The sequence below is a fragment of the Anaerosolibacter sp. genome (genome assembly GCF_029240175.1).
Lineage (GTDB): Bacteria > Bacillota > Clostridia > Peptostreptococcales > Thermotaleaceae > Anaerosolibacter.
Map to the genome: position 1 here is coordinate 1 of NZ_JARBTM010000020.1, position 18,568 is coordinate 18,568.

The following is an 18,568-nucleotide window of genomic DNA, read 5'->3' on the forward strand; positions in this document are numbered from 1 at the left end:
ATTCATTTCTATGGTTAGCGTTTATAACCCATAATTTTATTGCAAATGCAAAACAACTAATATTTGCTGAAACAACGCTAGTCGATACTGGAATGAAGGAATTGGTAAAACATGTTGGTAATATTAGAGCATTGGTAGGAATAATCAGTATACCAATTATGAGATATTCTAACCTTAACAAATTTGAGATAACAGGTAAATTACTTTCAGATTTAAAAAAATCGGAATCTTTTAATGCAAAAGACGAACCCTATAAAAACTTAGTTATTATCTTTATACACCCGTATGTTATGGATGCAGTTCATAGCTATTACAATAAATATTTAAAGGAATCTCCAGTTGTCAATCCAAATGATATTAAAATTATAAATATCGAAAAAGATAAGGCAGCCTATTACACCTATTTGTTGACAGTTGAAGCAACTCCATATATTGGTCCTCACAATACAATAGGAGTTGATCATATCACTTTGAAAGTGAAACCATATAACGAGGTCAGTATTGAAAAATTTCAGCATATAGAGAGCTTTCCAATAGCACCAGGTTGGCAAGAAATTATTAAGAAATGGCCTCCAAAATAATTCGATAGAAATTTGCATAATGGCTGTTTTTTACATGAATCGTTGCCATTATTGATTACCCCTTAGAGTGGGTAAAAATTGAGTTTTTTACCCATTTATTGTCTTAGGGTGGGATTTGTGGGAAATGTTGGCGAGACCCCTGTATTAAAAAATCACCTGTTTTTCTATAAAAAGAGCGTCTCCGACGCTTTCGCTAGGGGAACCTAGTTCCCCTTCGACGGCTGCTAGGCAGCCTGAGCACCCCTCTGACTACGGCATGGGAATACTTCCCCTGCACCCCTGATTCTTTGCTTTTTAAGGTTCTTCCCATCTTATTAAACATTAAATCGCTTAATACATCCATTTAACTCTTGGGATAGCTGCTTCAGCTGCTCCATGGAAGAGGCAATGGTCTCAATCGATGCCAATCCTTCCTGGGCTGTGGCAGCTGCCGTCTGACAAGCAGCTGTAGTTTCCTCAGAGATTGCTGATACTTCATTGGATTGTTCTACAATCTGCTGATGACTACGCGCTTGGGTATCAATGGTTTGAGCTACTTCTTGAATGACTTCCTGGGTACTCTTAATTTTTTCCAAAAGATGCTCAAAGGTTTTTCCTGTGGTACCAGCCATTTGCAGGCCATCTTCCACAATTTCCTTCACATTCGTCATATGAACTACAGAATCTTGGGCACCTTGGGTCACAGAATCAATCATGCCCGTAATTTCCCCGGCGTTGTGCTTCGTTTGCTCTGCCAATTTCCTTACCTCTTCTGCCACCACTGCAAATCCCCTACCGGCTTCCCCTGCCCTAGCCGCTTCAATATTGGCATTTAAAGCCAGCAGATTTGTTTGTTCTGATATTTGGTTGATGACTTGAACAATCATACCAATACTTCTTGTTTGCTCATTTAAATTTTGTATGGTATGGGCAGTATCTTCCACCGAATTGGCTATGGCTTGAATTTTGTCAATAATTTCATCGACTGATCTGCCTCCATGTTTGGCAGCATCGTTCATCTCATGGGCAACTTTTTCCCCATAGCCAATACGCTCGACTGCATATTGCATGGACTTGGCTAAATTTGAAAGAATTTGATTTAAAGCTACAACACTGCTGGAAGTACTTTCAGAGCCCGCAGCAATTTCGCTTACGTTTTCCGCAATCAACTTCACTGCCCCTGTGGTCTGATGGGTAACCTCATTCATTTCATAGCTATTATGGGCCAACGTATTGGATACATGGGTAACATGGCTGACAATATCTTGGAGATTATCCGCCATCACCTCGAAGGCATGAGCCAATAACCCAATTTCATCCTTATTTGTAATCTGAAGCTTTTCTACTTTCAAGTCATAGCTTGCAATTTTCCTAGCCTGAATAGCCATACCCTCAATGGGCTTTGAAATCTTTCTGGATATTCCATAACCCAATAGCATTGTTAAAATCCCTAGTCCTACCGCTGTTGTGAAAACAAAAATTTTAGATTTGTTAAACGCTCTATATTCCGCTTCCACATCATAATCTACACCAACAAATCCAACAATCGATCCAGTTTTATCTTTTATTGGATAGTAGGCAGATATCAATGTACCCCAATCAGAAATCTCAATTTCATTGGAAATATAGGTATTTCCATGAATTGCCTCATCAAAACCATCTAACATTTCCTCTTCCACGTCTCCAATATGAGAGATATTCTCAAGATCCAAGCCATCAACTACATAAATGAATTGTCCTTGGTCATTCTGACGCATCGTATATAAGTATTTGGCGCCAGAGATTTGTCTGATATAATTCAGTTCATTATTCATATGTATATATGCTGTAGTCTTTTCATCTCCAACAGTTTTCATTGCTTTAAAATCTTCAACATCGATTTTATTAGCAGCTGTTTCTGCGATCTTCAAAGCTCTAGTACCCAAATTGTCCAATAGCATCTGATAGCTCTGAACATACATCACGCTGGATAGAATGATGACCACCGCCAATACAATCACGAGAAACATTAATGTTAGTTTGGTGCCTACTCTGTTAAAAATATTTAACTCCACTTTCCCTACTTGCTGTCTTTCCAACGAAAATCCCCCTCAAGTTGTACCACTTTTCTAGTTTATTCTTCAAATTTCAATAAATTCCAACAATATTCATTGTTAACATTATAACGGATTTTCATAGGAATAGAAAGGACTTATTTATTGCTGCTTTTTTTCGATCAATCCCAAGGTATAATTGAACATAAAATCATATTCCTTACCCAAGGTACTTTCAAAATGATATAACCCTACACCCTTTTTATAGGTTCTGATTTCTTTATACGTATCGTTTGGCATACCTGCCATAGGTACAGTATAGACAACGGTATAGGTGTCTCGCTTATCTTGGGGATCTATATCTACAGATTCAATCTCTGCTTTCAATGTTTCCTCGGTTCCATTGATCAGCATTTTCTGTTCCCACTGGTTGCCTTCTTCCAAAGGCAGTCTAAGTACTTCCAGCTCTGGGATCTTATGGGGCAATTTTTGCCCTTGAAGAATTTTTTCTGTGATTTTTTCACCATCTACAACATATTGCATTTCCAAGGTAAAATCTCCAGTAGCTTCTCCACCCGAGGGATCGTCTACCATCCCTACCACATGATATATTCTTTTGCCTTCTTCCTCGTCTATACGATCAATTTGTTGTATATGCCCATATTCTGCAAAACCATTATAGAAATATTGATCCCCTGTTTCTGTAGGCAACATCTCCAGCAGCGCTTCAGCCGGCACCTTTATCTCCCCATCGGGTTTTTCTGGCACTGTGGGCGGTTCAACCCTTCGCACACATCCAATCAATAGCAGCAACAGCATTATAACCGTAAACCCTATGTAAATTCGACGTTTCATTATTCTTCCTCCCTTCCATTTATAGATTTATTATACCCCAAACGAGTTTTACCGACTCAGCTTGTTTTCCATTATTGGATATGAACAATAAAAGTGAGGGAAGATCTCCCTCACTAAAATTACCTTCTTTCATCCATATGCTCTACGAGATCGATAGCGCCTAGCACTACATGGGCTAGCCCAAAGCCTACAATACCTGCTGCAATCATTGGTGCCATATCTCTTCTTTTCATCATCGCGCCTGTTGCAGCCACAGCAGTACCTAAAACAGTAGGAATCAATCCTTCACGTACGTCCATGAAAAAATCCCTCCTTATTTTTTTTACTACATTATTAGGATGCAAACATTCATCTCTTTCTATCCCTGTCAAAAGCTTTCATAAATACCAAGAAAATTTGACATTCATCACATGCTGTTTGATTGGAAACAAAAAGCGCATAATATATATATAGCTATCTTGAATTTGTTGATTTTATCAAATAAATATCAAACTTAAGGTGTCATTTCTATCTGGTTAGCAGTTAGCTGTTAGCAGGTAAAAAACAAAAACCGCTAACTGCTATCGGCTAACAGAAGTACGCAGTATTAAGACACTAGTATATTTCTATATTTACATTACTTATCATGAGTATAATTTGACAAGGAGGTACAACAATGAACGCTATTGAAATGATGATTGAAGAGCATAAGCATATCAAGCGAGTTTTAAAGATCACCAGGGATTTTTGTATTCAGATTGTGAATGGCGCCCCTGTGGATGATGAAGCCTTTCGCAAGATTATTGATTTTGTTCGAAACTATGCGGATAAGCACCATCACAGCAAAGAAGAGGATATCCTATTTAAAACCATGTCTATGGAATTGGGCGAAGCTGTAGAAAAAGGGCCTATCATGGGCATGTTTGCTGAACATGATTTAGGCAGACTGTTTATTAGTAACCTTGAACAGGCCTTAAATGCGGTAAGCCAAGGAAATAAAGATGCCCGGGTTGATGTGATTGCCAATGCCATTGCTTATACAGATCTCCTACACCGCCATATAGATAAGGAAGATCATGCCATTTATACCTTTGCCCAAAAGAGGTTGAGCAAAAAGGCCATGGATGCAATTGAACGCCAATGCAAGGAAGTAGAAACCTCAGCCCAAGAAAAAAAGACACAAGATTACTACTTAGCATTAATCCATGAGTTGGAAAATAGGAACCTTTCATAAAATCTTTCATTGATTTTTTTTGTGAAAACTGTTACGCTAAATATGGAAATTGAATAATGAAAAGGGGGAGCTGGATGAGTCTGGCTGAGAGGGAGGTCCTATTGATACTTCGACCCATGTACCTGATCTGGATAATGCCAGCGTAGGAAGTTTTAATTTAATTAGAATGAAATGCTGCATCCATCAGGTGCAGCATTTTTATTGTATAAAATTGAGGAGGATGGATGATGAAAAATTTTACAACAAAAATGCTTGTGGAAGCAGGCATCATGATTGCTTTAGCACAAATTTTAAGCTATGTAAAAATCTTTGAAGCCCCCTACGGCGGCTCTGTTACTGCGGGCAGTATGGTACCCATTTTGTTTTATGCAATTCGATGGGGTGTGGGTCCAGGCATTTTAGCCGGATCTGTTTACGGCATACTTCAATTCGTATTAGGCCCTAAGTATTCCTTCCACATTTTATCAATTCTCTTAGATTATGTGGTAGCCTTTGGTCTTTTAGGCCTTGCAGGCTTATTTAGACAAGATTTCAAAAACATCTTTGTGGGCGTCTTTTTTGGAATTTTAGGCAGATTTGTATCTACAGTTCTCTCAGGGGTAATTATCTGGGCTTCCTATGCGCCTGAAAATATGAACCCTTGGATTTATTCCATCGTTTACAATGGTGCTTATCTGGTTCCTGAACTTATCATCTCATTTATTTTGGTGGGTATTTTATATCGAGCTTTCAAAAGTATTCCAGCGTAATGTAATATACCTCTACAATGACAAACGGGCAGGATGACCCTGCCCCTACGGATTACACATCGGTAGGGGCGGGGTTATCCCGCCCGTTTGTGTTTCATATCTCTATGCAATTAGCAAATCGCCGATTACCTTGCCCACTTCTACACATTGTTCTGCGCCTTCACCTGCTGGTGTAAACTTCACCCGCAGTGGCAGCTGTACATGGGTCATCCCTGTGGATTTAATCAATAGGGATGAATCCACCACCTTCATGCCTGATGCGCTTAGATAATCTTGGATTACCTGAATGGCTTCACCGCTCCAACCATAAGAGCCAAAGGCAATGGCTAGCTTTTCACTTAAATCCATATCTTTTAATTCCTTTAATACATCCTCTAGTCTACCCACCATGTCTGCATACCTAGTTGAACTACCGAAAAATAGGGCGTCTGCTTCTAAAATTGCTTCTTTTATCGTTTCATTATCTGCATTATCTACGTTAATGCTTCTAAATTCAATGCCTTTCTCTTCCAACCCTTCAGCGATGAACTTTGCCACCTTTGTGGTGTTGCCCGTCATGGTGCTGAATAAAATAGCTGCCTTTTTGTTGCCCTTTGGCTTGCTCATTTCATCATAGGCTTCGATATATTGCTTCGCATCACTCCTTAAAATATATCCATGGGATGGAGCGATTATTTGAATGTCCAGGTTGTTGATCTTCTGGAGCATATCTTGTACATAAGGTCTATGGGGATGCATAATCAATTGATAGTATACATTGAAATCAGGCATAATATCTTCCTTTGCAAGATCGTTAAACAGATCATACGTGGCCACATGGGAGCTGAACTGGTCACAAGGATATAAAATCTTGTCCTCGATACAATATGTTATCATGGTTTCTTCTGTATGAAGATATGGTGTTTCAAAGAATTGCAGGTTTTTTCCGCCAATGTCTAATGTGTCTCCGTCTTTAATAATGATAAACTCCCTGTTATGCAGTCTGAACATATGCTTAAGCTCTTCTGCCCCCAATGCAGTTGTCACGATTTTTGCATTTTTCGCTTTTCCTACCAATGCAGGCAAGGCCCCAGCATGATCTGGCTCCACATGATTGATAACAATGTATGCTAATTTCATAGGATCAATGATCTGGCTTAAATTCTCCACAAATATCTTGCCGAATTCAATATCTACTGTATCAATTAATGTGGGCTTTTCTGTATCTAAAAAGTAGCTGTTATAGGTTGTTCCTTTTTCTAAAATCAAACGGTGGAATGGTACCTTTCTGTCGTCCACATAACCAACCCAGTATGCATTTTTCGCAATCTCTAATTTCTTTAACATAGCAAATCCTCCTCTTTCTTAGATCTCTTGGAGATCTCTTTCTTATACTCTCATTATAGGGAAGATTCTTCATAAAGAATGTGATTCCAATCAAATGGAAAAAGATAATGTTTTTTAATTTGAATAAACTTTATACCTAGGGAAAACGCTAATAAAAGAATGTGAAGGATTTCTATCAAAATTAGGAGTGATATCCATGAAAGCTTGTGTTTATGAAGGTATTAAAAATGTACAAGTTGCCAATGTAAAAGACCCCACCATTATGCAGCCTGATGACATCATTGTCAAGGTTACTTCCACAGCCATTTGCGGCTCTGATCTGCATTTAGTCCATGGCAGGGTTCCAAACATGCCGAAAGGATTCATTATGGGTCATGAAACCATGGGCATTGTTGTAGAAGCAGGCCCAGAGGTAACCAAAGTCAAGAAAGGGGATCGTGTGATTGTTCCTTTCCCCATCTCCTGTGGTCACTGCTGGTACTGTGAGCATGATCTGTCGAGCCAGTGTGATAATTCCAATCCCCATGGAGAAATTGGCGCTATTTTTGGCTACAGCGACACCTATGGCGGCTATGATGGAGGTCAGGCAGAATATTTAAGGGTTCCCTATGCCAATGTGGGCCCTACAGTAGTACCTGAAGAACTCACCGATGAACAAGTTCTCTTTTTGACTGATATTCTTCCCACATCCTACTGGGGTACGGATATTGGCAATGTAAAGCCTGGGGATACCGTAGCTGTCTTAGGGTGCGGCCCTGTAGGATTATTAACGCAAAAATGGGCAGCCTATCGAGGTGCCAATCGTATCATTGCCGTGGACTATGTGGATTATCGTCTTGAACATGCCAAAAAATATAATGGTGTTGAAGCAGTAAACTTTAGGGATCATCATGATACAGGAGAATACATCAAAGACACCACCAACGGCGGAGCAGATGTGGTCATTGACTGTGTAGGCCTGGATGGGGTCATGACAGCCTTTGAAAAGCTGGAAACCATGCTCAAACTCCAAGGCGGCTCCAAGTCAGCCATTGAAATTGCTTCCCGCTCCGTCAGAAAGGGCGGCACCGTGGCTTTGGTGGGCGTATACGGCATGCGCTACAATTTATTTCCTTTGGGTGATTTCTTTTCAAGAAATATTACATTAAAAATGGGTCAATGCCCTGCCCATTCCTATGTAGAGCCTATTCTAAAACTAATCAAAGAGGGTAAATTTGATGCCACAGATATTATTACCCATCGACTTCCTTTGGATGAAGGCTCTTATGCCTATGGCATATTCGATGAGAAAAAAGATGGCTGTATCAAAGTGGTATTAAAACCATAAAAAATGCACACTTTGTGTGCATTTTTTATGGCTTTAACATATTCTTATTGATTTCCAATTTCGTCCGCATAGATTTTTAATGATGGCCTTGGTGTGATTACTACGAAACAAGACATATTTTCGCTGGTATCATTTTTCAAACTAAAGGTTTCTTGCCCTACGCAGTATACCACGTCTCCCGTAGTGATGTGCTCAACCTTTCCATCCACCGTTAGTTCTCCGCCTCCTGTAAGCACATGGAGTACCAAATCACAGTCTTCATGCTGGTGGGGTGGAATCACTTGGCCTGGCTTCATGTTTAGTACAAAGTTTAGTATCTTGTCTTCACTGAACAATACCCTCTTCGTGAAGGTTGCATCTGAATAAACAATCTTTTCTGCAATTTTCTCAATTTTCATGTTTATATCCTCCTTAAAATCCTGCTGTTATAATAAAATCTGCGCCCCACCAATCCTCTTCATAATCAATTTCCAAGTGGGAAACAAATTTTGCTTCTTCTTTGTCCATCATAAAGTGCAAATTGTCTACTTGATATAAAAAGTCACTGTCCTTAGGTTCATCCTGAACCATTTGGTAGGTAATACCTGCTCAGGTCTTTATCTTTGGAAAGATTCGCAGCCTTTGCCCTTCAAATTTCTCCATGAGCTGTTTCTTTGCAATATCTGTAATCATAAACTCCATGGAATCACCTTCTTTCACCATCCTAAAAATAATATTTCCTTTTCTCTGCTGTTTTATTGAAAAATCTACTTTATTTCTACTGATATTATTCTATCGAAGTTTAATGCTGCACGATGTGATTCAAATCAAAGAAATGGAAAAAAATATATAAGATTTTTTAAATAAACAAGCCAGTCCTTACGGACTGACTTGCAGCATTTAATAATTATTCGGCACTTTCTCTAATATCACGTTTATGGACTTATTCTCTCCATTTCGCATAACCTTTAAGTCTACCTTATCTCCAGCACGATACTGGTACAATTGTCTAACGAGCTGCCCCATGGTCCCAATCTCCTGATCATCTATTCCGACAATAACGTCACCAACGCTGAGTCCTGCCTTAGACGCTGGAGAGTCCTTAGTGATCTCCACTACATATACCCCTTTGTCTGCCGCTAGCTCTGTACCCGTAGCATTTTCAAAGGTATCCACATTGACTCCCTTGATACCCACATATACCTTGCTGAATTCACCCTTTTCAATAAACTGGTCTACGATAGGTTTGGCTAAATTGATGGGAATAGCAAACCCCAAACCTTCTCCCGACTGAATTTTAGCGGTGTTTATACCGATGACTTCGCCTTTCCCATTGAGCAGAGGACCGCCGCTATTACCTGGGTTAATGGATGCATCGGTTTGAATCAGGTTCTCTATGGTTTCATTGGCACTGATATCAATATTCCGTTCCAACCCACTAATAATTCCTGATGTAACTGTCCTTTCAAATTGCATGCCTAATGGATTCCCAATAGCAATAGCCGTCTCTCCCACCTCAATGTTATCAGAATTTCCTAGTTCTGCCGGTGTTACATTTACGCCATCTACTTTGATGACAGCTAAATCCAATGAAGGATCATTCCATAGAATCTTGGCTTCCTTGTTGGTACCATCATTAAATACCACATTGACCCGTTCTACACTGCCATTGTTCACCACATGGGCATTGGTCAATATATAGCCTCTATGGTCCACTACTACCCCTGTGCCTACGCCCTGGGATTTTCTAGCACCAAAGAAAAGATCTCGCTGCGTAGTTTCCGTCGTAATCCCCACCACCGAAGGCATGGCTTTCTTCGCCACAGCAGAAATTAAAGATGTTGTACTTTGAGGTTCTACATTAATCACCTGCTGTACGTCCCTGCCAAAATAATTATCAGGATAGGGCAGCAGCTTTCCAAAAATATATACTGGGAAAATGTAGCTGGATAACATACCTCCAATCAATGCCGAAATCAAAGCCGTGGTGCCCAGCTTCCAATTGAATCCTCTTTTCTTTCTATGATTTTTCTCTGGCTCCAACAGCGTACATGCTTTTTCATCGATTTTATCAGTTTCTATGGGTTCAATCATCTCTAGCTCTTCCACCATCTCAACTGTCTCTTCTATATTTTCTGCATGCAATGGATTGTGTTCTTCCTCAAATCTCATTTTCGTTACCTCCTCCAATAATATAGTTTTATTATAGAAGCAGGTTATGACGGGAATATGAATAAACTATGAACAAAATCATTTTGTCTTTAAAATAAAAAAATTATTATGGGAAAATCTTCCCATCTGGTCTTGTCAAAAAAAGAAGGAATTAAGGGAATTTTGTCAAATTTCTATAGTCACTATACTTTTTGCTTTCATTAAATTTAAATATATTTTTAGGAGAACGATTATGCATCGATTAAATTCAAAGAACATTACCATGAAAATATTTATTTTTTCCTTGTCTATCAGTATTTTACTCACTACAGCCCTCGTGACCATTTCCTATTATTTGACCGAAGACCTTACCTTTGATCTGGTTCATGATAACAGTTCAAAAAACATTCAAGCCCATGGAGAGTCTGTCAGTCATTGGATCGATAAACAAATCACCATTATGAAAACCTATGCCAGCGGCCCTACCCTTCGCAGTATGGACTGGAATAAGATTGAGCCCTATCTAAGGAATGAGGCTTTGGAAAGCCAAGGATTATATAACCAGTTTTTTTTGGCTGATCCTTCCGGAAATTATCATACCACAGGAAAACGAGATGCGGGCTCTCTTAATGACCGTGACTATTTCCATCAGGTGATGGATGGAAAATCCGTGTTTACCTCTCCATTGGTTTCAAAAACCTTGGGTCATTTTACATACATTGTGGCAGTCCCCATATGGAATGAAGGACAAGAAATCATTGGTCTTTTGGGCGCCAGCATTGATTTCTCTACCTTGAATTCTTATATAAATACATTCCGGGTAAACCATAAATCTTCTTATTCTTATATTATTGATAAAGAAGGTACCGTGATTGCCCATCCTGACACAGAGTATATTACAAAATTAAACATTACAATTCCCTCTGAAGTCATACCTCTGGAGTTTTCTAAAAATGCGTGGCAAATTATACAAAATTCTGAAGGCTACATCGATTATACATTTAAAGATGTAAAAACCTATGCCTATTATAAGAAAATCCCCTATACCGATGGTTGGACCTTGGTGACAAGGATACCCTTTGACTACTTATATGGGCCTATTAAAGAAAAAAATATGCGCCTCTTTATTTGGGGTACTCTGGCAACAATGATCATAGGATTTCTCTCCCTCTTTATAGGAATGCTGGTTTCCAAGCCCTTGGTTCACTTGAAAAGAACTGCTGAGGAAAATGAAGCACTATTAGAAAAAACCCTTCGCCACGATCAGTATAAAACAGAGTTTTTTTCTAACATATCCCATGAACTGAAAACACCTTTGAATATCATCTTTGGAAATATTCAGCTGATGGAGTTGATGAACACCCAGAAAAATCATGATCAAGAGAACTTTAAGTGTACCAAGTACTTGGGTGTGATGAAGCAGAATTGTTACCGTCTCATGCGATTAATCGACAACCTGATTGATATCACACGGATTGATGCTGGGTACATCAAGGTAAATCTTGAGAATAATAATATTGTAGAGATCGTGGAAGAGATTACACTCTCCACCGTTGGATATATTGAGAACAAAGGAAAAGTGTTGGAATTTGATACAGATACGGAAGAAAAAATCATGGCCTGTGATCCAGATAAAATTGAACGAATCATGCTGAATCTTATTTCCAATGCTGTGAAGTTTACAAACCCCGGTGATCTCATCCAGGTTAGGGTTGCTGATGAAAATGATCATGTGTTCATTCGTGTCAGGGATACAGGGGTCGGTATTCCAATGGAAAAACAACAGCAGATTTTTGAAAGATTTGCCCAGGTGGAGAGTTCCTTGAATAAAGGTCATGAGGGCAGCGGTATCGGTCTTTCCTTGGTAAAATCTCTTGTGGAAATGCACGGTGGTACGATTCATGTGGAAAGCCAGGTTGGGCAAGGAACTGAATTTATTGTCAAGCTGCCTGTTGAACAGGTTCCTTCTGATGGTAATACCTCAGGTAATGTTGTCATTGCTACCCAAAGCAAGGTAGAACGTATCCATATCGAATTTTCCGATATCTATTCGTAATAATCAGTGTCAACATAAAACCTCTAGGGTGATCATACCCTAGAGGTTTTATTGCTTCTCACTCAAGGTTAAGCTAAATCGAAAAATTGTACCTTTTCCTAACTCGCTTTCCACTTGAATCTGCTCCCCATGCCTTTCTATGATTTGCTTAGCGATATGTAAGCCTAATCCTGTACCTTCCTTGTTTCTGTTTCTTGCTTTGTCTACCTTGTAAAATTTATTCCAAATCACTTGTTGTTCTTCTTTAGATATCCCTATGCCATTATCCTTTATATCAATCCAGGCTTTGTCACTCTTTTCTTGCACTCTTATACCAATGCTGCCGCCTTCATCCACAAACTTCATAGCATTTTCAATGAGATTAGATAGCACCTGCTCTATTCCATCCCGGTCAGCCAAAACAATGAGGGTATCCTGCCTAAAGTCCAGATTCATTTCAATTTTTCTCCGCTCAATTTCCTCTTCATACTTTAACAGTGTTCTTCGTATGAGTTCATTGATATCAAAATGCTCAGGATGAATAGGATAGGCATTTGATTCCATTCTCTGGACATCCAATAGATTCGATATTAATTTCCCCAATCGTGTGGTTTCTTTCAAGATAATCTGAAGATATTTTGGCTGATCATCCGCCTCCACCGTTCCATCCACAATCCCTTGGACAAATCCTTTCATCAGGGTAAGGGGGGATCTCAGCTCATGGGCAACGGCTGAGATAAAGTTCCTCCGATTCTCTTCCATTTTTTCCAGCTGTTCAGCCATATTATTGAAGGTGTGGGTTACTCTTCCAATTTCATCCTCTGTATAGACATCTACTCTTTGAGAAAAGTCTCCCAAGGCCAGCTTTTTGGCAGCTTGATCCATGGATTGCAACGGCTGGGAGAGCTTCTTTGAAAGAAAATATATCACAATAGCAGAAATTATAAAGGATATGCCCATGGTAGCCCATATAATCTTATGCACCTCTTGAATGGTGTTGGTGATTTCATAGAGGGGTGAATGCATAATAATTGCATTTTCTACCTGACCATTCACCAAGATGGGCATCCCTACGGTTAACATAGGGGTTTGCCAAGTTCCTTGAAATGTACCCTTTTTTACAATAATCCTTCCCTTTAAAACATCCACCATTTCTTTTGCCGTGATCTGCTTCCCAATCCATTCCTTTTCATTACTGGATACTCCATAGATATAACCTCTCTTATCAAGGATCCAGATTCTCGTATTTAGAAATCGCTCCACGGACTGGAGCTCCAAGTCCAAACGTTCCTTTGTAATATAATGATTCATGTAGTCAATCACCAAATCATTGATCTTTGCGCCTTCTTCCAAAAGAAGTTTCTCATGTCGGTCAAAAAAATAATTTCCCAAGAGCTGGGAAAATAGCAATCCTAATAATAGGAAGCTTCCGATGATGATTCCAAAGTATGTGGCCATTAGTTTCTTAAAAACTGTGTTAAGCACCCTCTATCACCTCGAACTTGTAACCTACACCCCAAACCGTCTTGATCTGATACTGTTCTTCCACAGGCACCAGTTTTTCTCTGAGTCGTTTAATATGTACGTCTATGGTACGGTTATCCCCTTCATAATCAAAACCCCATATTTCCTCAATCAGTTGTTCCCGGGTAAATACTCTGTTTTGATTTTTCACTAAAAAATATAGTAGTTCCATCTCTTTCGGCGGAAGTTCATGGACCTGGTTTTGTATCCGAATCTTATATCCTTCTCGATCTACCATGAAGCTGGGAAATATGATTTGCTGCGCCCCCTGACTTTTTCGGTAATATCGTCTTAGAACAGCATCTACCCTTGCCATCAGTTCCCTTGGCTCAAAGGGTTTTACGATATAATCGTCAGCCCCAATTTTTAATCCCAATACCTTATCGAAGGTATCATCCTTCGCTGTCAGCATGATAATGGGAATATCACTCATCTTTTTCAATTCCCGACAAACATCCCATCCATCCATTTTGGGGAGCATAATATCCAAAATCACCATATGGGGGGCCTCTTCCTTCACAGTCTCTACAGCCCTCAGTCCATCATGGACCATCACAACATCATAGCCTTCTTTTTTTAAATAAAGGGCAATCAAATCACAGATATGCACATCATCATCGACCACCAAAATTTTCTTTTCCAGCATATGAATTCTACCCCTTTGCACTCGGGACGACACATAGGTCTTCCCCCACCGATTAAATGAAATATGTAATTCTATATCCTACCTATTTCCCCTAATAGACACTCCCTAACCCCGTGTACCGCCCACCGCGCACCGATGATAGGGATATCGCCAAAAATTAATCGCCTATCCTTGCAATTATAAATTTAAATCACGCTCTAGCGATTCCAGTTCCTCATATTTTTTCATCTTTTCCATCACTTTCTTAGAATATGTAGTCATATAATGCCCTTTTTCTTTATAATAATTTGCAGCTTTATAATATCCTCTGTTATACTCTGTAAAAATCCGATGGTAATCCTCAGGATATGCTTTATACAAGTGCCACAGGTATATGGTTCCTAATGCAATATTATAATCCTCGTCGAAAATCCGTTTGGGATCATAGCTGATGCCAAATTGTTCTCCGTACTTCTTACAAAGCCAAGCTTCTGTCTCTGGAATAATCTGCATGAGACCCCGATCCTCACTGGTTCCCACTGCATCCTTATTAAAACTGCTCTCCTGATCCATAACTGCCAAAACGATTTTTATGGGCATCCCTGTCCGCTGTTCATATTGGAGTATTTGAGCAATGGCATTATCGGATAATTTTGTCCTATTTTTGATTTCATCCGCTAAGTACTCTCTCTGTTTCTGGGCATCTGCTAAGACCCGATGCTCTCTCGATGGAAAGATACTTTTCAGTTTTTCACGGATACCCTTGAATACTTCTCTAAATGAAATGACTGTTTCCTCTCTTTTTTCATTTATTGCAGGTTGTGTGTCTATGGTTTTTCTCTCATTCCTTTTTTTCTCCTCTCGATTCATTACCTTTAGAGGCTCCCTTTTTTCTTGGCTAGTTTCCTTTACCTCGGTTACAACCGTACGCTGTTGTTTCTTTAAATATAGACGAATATCCTCTCCAAAATTCCCCATCATCCAAAAAGCAAAAACGATATCCATTACCGCCAGTAGTACGGCAAAAACGATGTAAGGTTTCCATTTTGTCATATCTTCTCCTCTTTATATCAACTAAGACTCAGTTCAGATGGAGTTTGCACCCGCCGCGGGCACAGGTAACTCCACCTGAACGCCAAATCGTGTTATCCAGGGGCTGTACAACTCTTGTCTCCCGCTTGTATAAGCAGGGATCATAAATCTTTGATTTATTGATCATCGCTTACACAGCGTGCAAGCCTTAGAGTTGTTAGCCATCGGATAAAGGAATCTATGTCTTTCACGGGCTTAAACCTTTAATATCTGTATTATAATCACTGCTCCCTTAAAAATCAATGTGATTATTCCGTGAAAAAAAAATCTCGGTAATTATTCCCTTATTTACTTTCATAAAAATTTCTATGTTATAATATATATCGAAACAATTTCTTACTTTATACAATAAAAGCGATATCCACTAGATCAATAAATATACGAGGAGTAATGCTAAATGCGTCTTATACCAATTAATTGCATAAAAGAAGGCAGTACTTTAGCTCAGGCTCTTTATGATAAAGATGGTCGCATCCTTCTTCATAAGGGTGTGGAATTGAACGAGGGCCTATTAAAAAAAGTAGAAGAAAATGGAATAAACATGATTTATATAAATGATGGATACAGCGATAATGAGATCGAGGATATTATTGAACCAAAAATCCGAATCGCTGCCGTCAATGCCTTGCGTGAAACCTTTACATCCTTTGAAAAGAGCAACCAGGAGTCAAAAGGAAAAGTAAACTCCTTGAAAGAAAGACAAATGCTGAAACAACGGGATGATTACTTCCAAAACCTGAACAAGCTTGCCAAAAACATTGTGGATGAAATATCTTCGGCAAAAAATGTGTTGGTAAGCTTGGTAGATATCAAGAGCATGGATAACTACACCTATGAGCATTCTGTCAATGTGACGGTACTATCCTTGGTTTTGGGTGCTGAACTGAGATTGAGCAAGAATGATTTGTATGACCTAGGTATTGGTGCCATGCTCCACGATATTGGCAAAGCTTTTCTACCCAAAGAAATCCTGCTCAAAAAAGGAAAGCTTACTGACGAAGAATATGCGGTTGCTAAGGAACATACGACGAGAGGCTATAACTATTTAAAAGAGTTATACAGCATTCCAGGGCCCGCTCGAATTATTGCCCTTCAACATCATGAAAAAGTGGATGGCACAGGATATCCCAGCGGCCTGACGGGGAATAAACTAAGCAAATTGGCCAAGATTATTGCCATTACGGATACCTATGATGCCATGACCTCAGACAAGCCCTATAAGAAGGCTGTATCCCCTCAGGAAGCCATCGAATACATCATGGGCAGCGCTGGAACCCATTTTGATTTTGAAATTGCCCAGACCTTTGTCCGCAAGGTTGTGCCCTATCCTGTAGGAACATTGGTCCGTTTAAGCAATGGGGATTACGGCGTTGTTGAGGAAGTTGTTCCAAACTTTCCCCTACGGCCCAAAGTAAAGGTGATTCGCCAAACGGCTGTTAGTGTTGAAATGCTGCAAATAGATCTGTTAAAGGAAACCAATCTCGTCATCGAAGGCATTCAGTATGAAACACCTGATTTGTCCGTACAAACATATCTTAAGAAATAGACCCATATGTCTATAATATAAATAAAACTTCCATGGTTTCCCATGGAAGTTTTATTTATATTATAACAACACACTTAGGGTTTTGCTAATGTTGCTGAGCTTCTCTTTCGTTGTTTCCTTGTTATATTCATTCAATAGCTTATCCAGCTTTTGACTGATATCAATTACCTGCGGAGAAAGGAGGTCGCCCTGTCTTTGGATTCGCCTATGCATTACTTTCCTTAGCCGTTCTATAGACACTGCCAATTCCTCGAGCTTTGTCATTTGAATACCTCCCTTTTTTGCCATAAAGCCTTCGCCCTATGGATTTGTATAAAATATCTCCCTTTCCTTATAAAAATTCCTTTGAACCTATTTTACCTATTTTCCTACTATTTTCCTATAGGCCTCTATGATTATCCTCTCTAGGTAAAACGTATGAAAAGCCATTGCCCAAAACCCATGGACAATAGCTTTTCATAGGACTTTTTTCCTATTTGCTATTGAGGTACAGTTTATTAGTTCATGGACGCCATTCTCTACCAATTGCGGGGTCATAGCGGGCTTTATTTTGTAAAATAAATATTTCTTTCGTATTTATATCCACCAAAGTCAATATGATTCGCCACTTGTGCTTTTGGTCCAAGAACAACATCTTTTAGGGCGTATTCCTTAAACACATGATAGCCTGCCCGGTCTACGATATATCCGATATGTTCTTTTCCTAAAGGTGCCTCCTTATCGATATATTCCTCGATGAAGGTATAGGTATTGGTGATGATCTTTATGATCGTTTCCTCATCTACCCATTCTAAAAATGTTTCTGCTAATCTTGGATTTTTCTTTCCTGTCCTTCCCATAATCACAACGCGATAATATTTTTCTGGGTTTCTTCTCCATGCTCCCGTGGGGCACTTTAAAATACACTCGCCACATCCTAAACAGCGGTCTTCCTCTCTCTTCACCTTATAGTTTTCCATTCTTAAAGCCCCTGTTACCCGCTTCTTGCAGTTCTTTACACAGGCCTCACAGCCTACACAGCGAGAAGCTTCATATATCGGCTCCACTTGACCAATGATGCCAAAATCCTGCATATGGGCCTTAATACAATCATTGGGACATCCCGTACAAGCAATTTTCACATGACGATCATTGGGAAAAATTGCTTTTTCAATTTTAATGGCCAAATCTGTGGTATTGTAATTGGCAAAAGGGCACACATTATTTCCGATACAAGCAGATACATTTCTGGTTCCTGCTGCAGGATAACCGCCTTCTATATCATCGATGCTGACACCATAGTCTAACTCCAAGCCTTGGATAATCGGTGCAATCATTCTATTAATCTCTGGAATTTTATCAAAATCAATGCCCGGCAGCTCAAAGCCTTGACGAATCGTCATATGAACACTGCCATCTCCGTACTTCTCAGCAACTTCCTTGATGATGTCAAAATATTTTACGTCCAGGTGCCCACCAGGTACACGAATCCGCAACGCCGTCTTTCCCCTGACCTTGGTGACACGATAAGCATTTTTCTTTATTTTCTTCGTATTGATATCCATGGTGATCCC

At 39.5% G+C, this 18,568-nt stretch carries 18 protein-coding genes and 1 riboswitch; of the genes, 6 read left to right on the plus strand and 12 right to left on the minus strand.

Translation table 11 applies throughout. The features are described 5' to 3' along the window. Positions 1–581, plus strand: a 581-nt coding sequence (locus K0R93_RS14405) for a DUF3888 domain-containing protein (RefSeq protein WP_300302667.1), incomplete at its 5' end; no start/stop codon positions are given. A 314-nt stretch (positions 582–895) separates the two neighbouring features. Here K0R93_RS14405 and K0R93_RS14410 read toward each other — a convergent pair. From K0R93_RS14410 to K0R93_RS14420, 3 genes are all read right to left on the minus strand, one after another. After that, positions 896–2,638: a methyl-accepting chemotaxis protein gene (locus K0R93_RS14410; protein ID WP_300302669.1), complete on the minus strand. Its 1,743-nt coding sequence runs from the start codon at positions 2,636–2,638 to the stop codon at positions 896–898. 117 nt (positions 2,639–2,755) lie between these two features. Continuing rightward, positions 2,756–3,448 carry a hypothetical protein gene (locus K0R93_RS14415; RefSeq protein WP_300302671.1) on the minus strand — a complete coding sequence of 231 codons (693 nt, stop codon included), beginning with the start codon at positions 3,446–3,448 and terminating at the stop codon, positions 2,756–2,758. Between the two features lie 119 nt (positions 3,449–3,567). Then, positions 3,568–3,747: an asparagine synthase gene (locus K0R93_RS14420; protein WP_300302673.1), complete on the minus strand. Its 180-nt coding sequence runs from the start codon at positions 3,745–3,747 to the stop codon at positions 3,568–3,570. Between the two features lie 356 nt (positions 3,748–4,103). Between K0R93_RS14420 and K0R93_RS14425 the strand changes: the two genes are divergently transcribed. Both K0R93_RS14425 and thiT read left to right on the plus strand, forming a co-directional pair. Continuing rightward, positions 4,104–4,661: a hemerythrin domain-containing protein gene (locus K0R93_RS14425; protein ID WP_300302675.1), complete on the plus strand. Its 558-nt coding sequence runs from the start codon at positions 4,104–4,106 to the stop codon at positions 4,659–4,661. Positions 4,662–4,714: 53 nt separating this feature from the next. Further along, positions 4,715–4,827, plus strand: a riboswitch (TPP riboswitch). 61 nt (positions 4,828–4,888) lie between these two features. Then, positions 4,889–5,410, plus strand: a complete 522-nt coding sequence (gene thiT / locus K0R93_RS14430; protein ID WP_300302678.1) for an energy-coupled thiamine transporter ThiT — start codon at positions 4,889–4,891, stop codon at positions 5,408–5,410. A gap of 102 nt (positions 5,411–5,512) precedes the next feature. On the opposite strand, the gene K0R93_RS14435 is transcribed toward thiT, so the two are convergent. Then, positions 5,513–6,736, minus strand: a complete 1,224-nt coding sequence (locus tag K0R93_RS14435; protein ID WP_300302680.1) for an FprA family A-type flavoprotein — start codon at positions 6,734–6,736, stop codon at positions 5,513–5,515. A gap of 196 nt (positions 6,737–6,932) precedes the next feature. On the opposite strand from K0R93_RS14435, the gene K0R93_RS14440 reads away from it, so the two are divergent. Further along, a complete protein-coding gene (locus tag K0R93_RS14440; protein WP_300302681.1) occupies positions 6,933–8,063 on the plus strand; it encodes a zinc-dependent alcohol dehydrogenase in 1,131 nt (376 codons plus the stop codon). Between the two features lie 44 nt (positions 8,064–8,107). Here the strand turns inward: K0R93_RS14440 and K0R93_RS14445 are convergent, their stop codons facing one another. The 3 genes from K0R93_RS14445 to htrA form a co-directional block, all read right to left on the minus strand. Beyond that, entirely contained in the window at positions 8,108–8,461 is a 354-nt protein-coding gene (locus tag K0R93_RS14445; RefSeq protein ID WP_300302683.1) for a cupin domain-containing protein, read from the minus strand. Between the two features lie 13 nt (positions 8,462–8,474). After that, the gene (locus K0R93_RS14450; protein WP_300302685.1) at positions 8,475–8,633 is read right to left on the minus strand and encodes a hypothetical protein; all 159 of its coding nucleotides are present in this window, start codon (positions 8,631–8,633) and stop codon (positions 8,475–8,477) included. A gap of 309 nt (positions 8,634–8,942) precedes the next feature. Then, a complete protein-coding gene (htrA, locus tag K0R93_RS14455) occupies positions 8,943–10,214 on the minus strand; it encodes a serine protease HtrA (protein ID WP_300302687.1) in 1,272 nt (423 codons plus the stop codon). 232 nt (positions 10,215–10,446) lie between these two features. On the opposite strand from htrA, the gene K0R93_RS14460 reads away from it, so the two are divergent. Further along, positions 10,447–12,249 carry a sensor histidine kinase gene (locus K0R93_RS14460; RefSeq protein ID WP_300302689.1) on the plus strand — a complete coding sequence of 601 codons (1,803 nt, stop codon included), beginning with the start codon at positions 10,447–10,449 and terminating at the stop codon, positions 12,247–12,249. Between the two features lie 48 nt (positions 12,250–12,297). Here the strand turns inward: K0R93_RS14460 and K0R93_RS14465 are convergent, their stop codons facing one another. The 3 genes from K0R93_RS14465 to K0R93_RS14475 all read right to left on the minus strand — a co-directional run bounded on the left by K0R93_RS14465 (position 12,298) and on the right by K0R93_RS14475 (position 15,430). Then, entirely contained in the window at positions 12,298–13,713 is a 1,416-nt protein-coding gene (locus K0R93_RS14465) for a sensor histidine kinase (RefSeq protein WP_300302691.1), read from the minus strand. Continuing rightward, entirely contained in the window at positions 13,706–14,398 is a 693-nt protein-coding gene (locus tag K0R93_RS14470; protein ID WP_300302693.1) for a response regulator transcription factor, read from the minus strand. Before K0R93_RS14470 ends, K0R93_RS14465 begins: the two co-directional genes overlap by 8 nt. Before the next feature lie 177 nt (positions 14,399–14,575). Beyond that, on the minus strand, positions 14,576–15,430 hold the full coding sequence (locus tag K0R93_RS14475) for a lytic transglycosylase domain-containing protein (protein ID WP_300302695.1): 855 nt from the start codon (positions 15,428–15,430) through the stop codon (positions 14,576–14,578). A 436-nt stretch (positions 15,431–15,866) separates the two neighbouring features. Here K0R93_RS14475 and K0R93_RS14480 point away from each other — a divergent pair, with 436 nt between their 5' ends. Continuing rightward, positions 15,867–17,015, plus strand: coding sequence for an HD-GYP domain-containing protein (locus tag K0R93_RS14480; protein WP_300302697.1), 1,149 nt, complete (start codon positions 15,867–15,869; stop codon positions 17,013–17,015). A 60-nt stretch (positions 17,016–17,075) separates the two neighbouring features. Here K0R93_RS14480 and K0R93_RS14485 read toward each other — a convergent pair whose 3' ends face one another. Together K0R93_RS14485 and asrC are read right to left on the minus strand one after the other, a co-directional pair. Next, entirely contained in the window at positions 17,076–17,279 is a 204-nt protein-coding gene (locus tag K0R93_RS14485; protein ID WP_300302699.1) for an aspartyl-phosphate phosphatase Spo0E family protein, read from the minus strand. A 281-nt stretch (positions 17,280–17,560) separates the two neighbouring features. After that, positions 17,561–18,559, minus strand: coding sequence for a sulfite reductase subunit C (asrC, locus tag K0R93_RS14490; protein ID WP_300302701.1), 999 nt, complete (start codon positions 18,557–18,559; stop codon positions 17,561–17,563). Between the last annotated feature and the right edge of the window lie 9 nt (positions 18,560–18,568).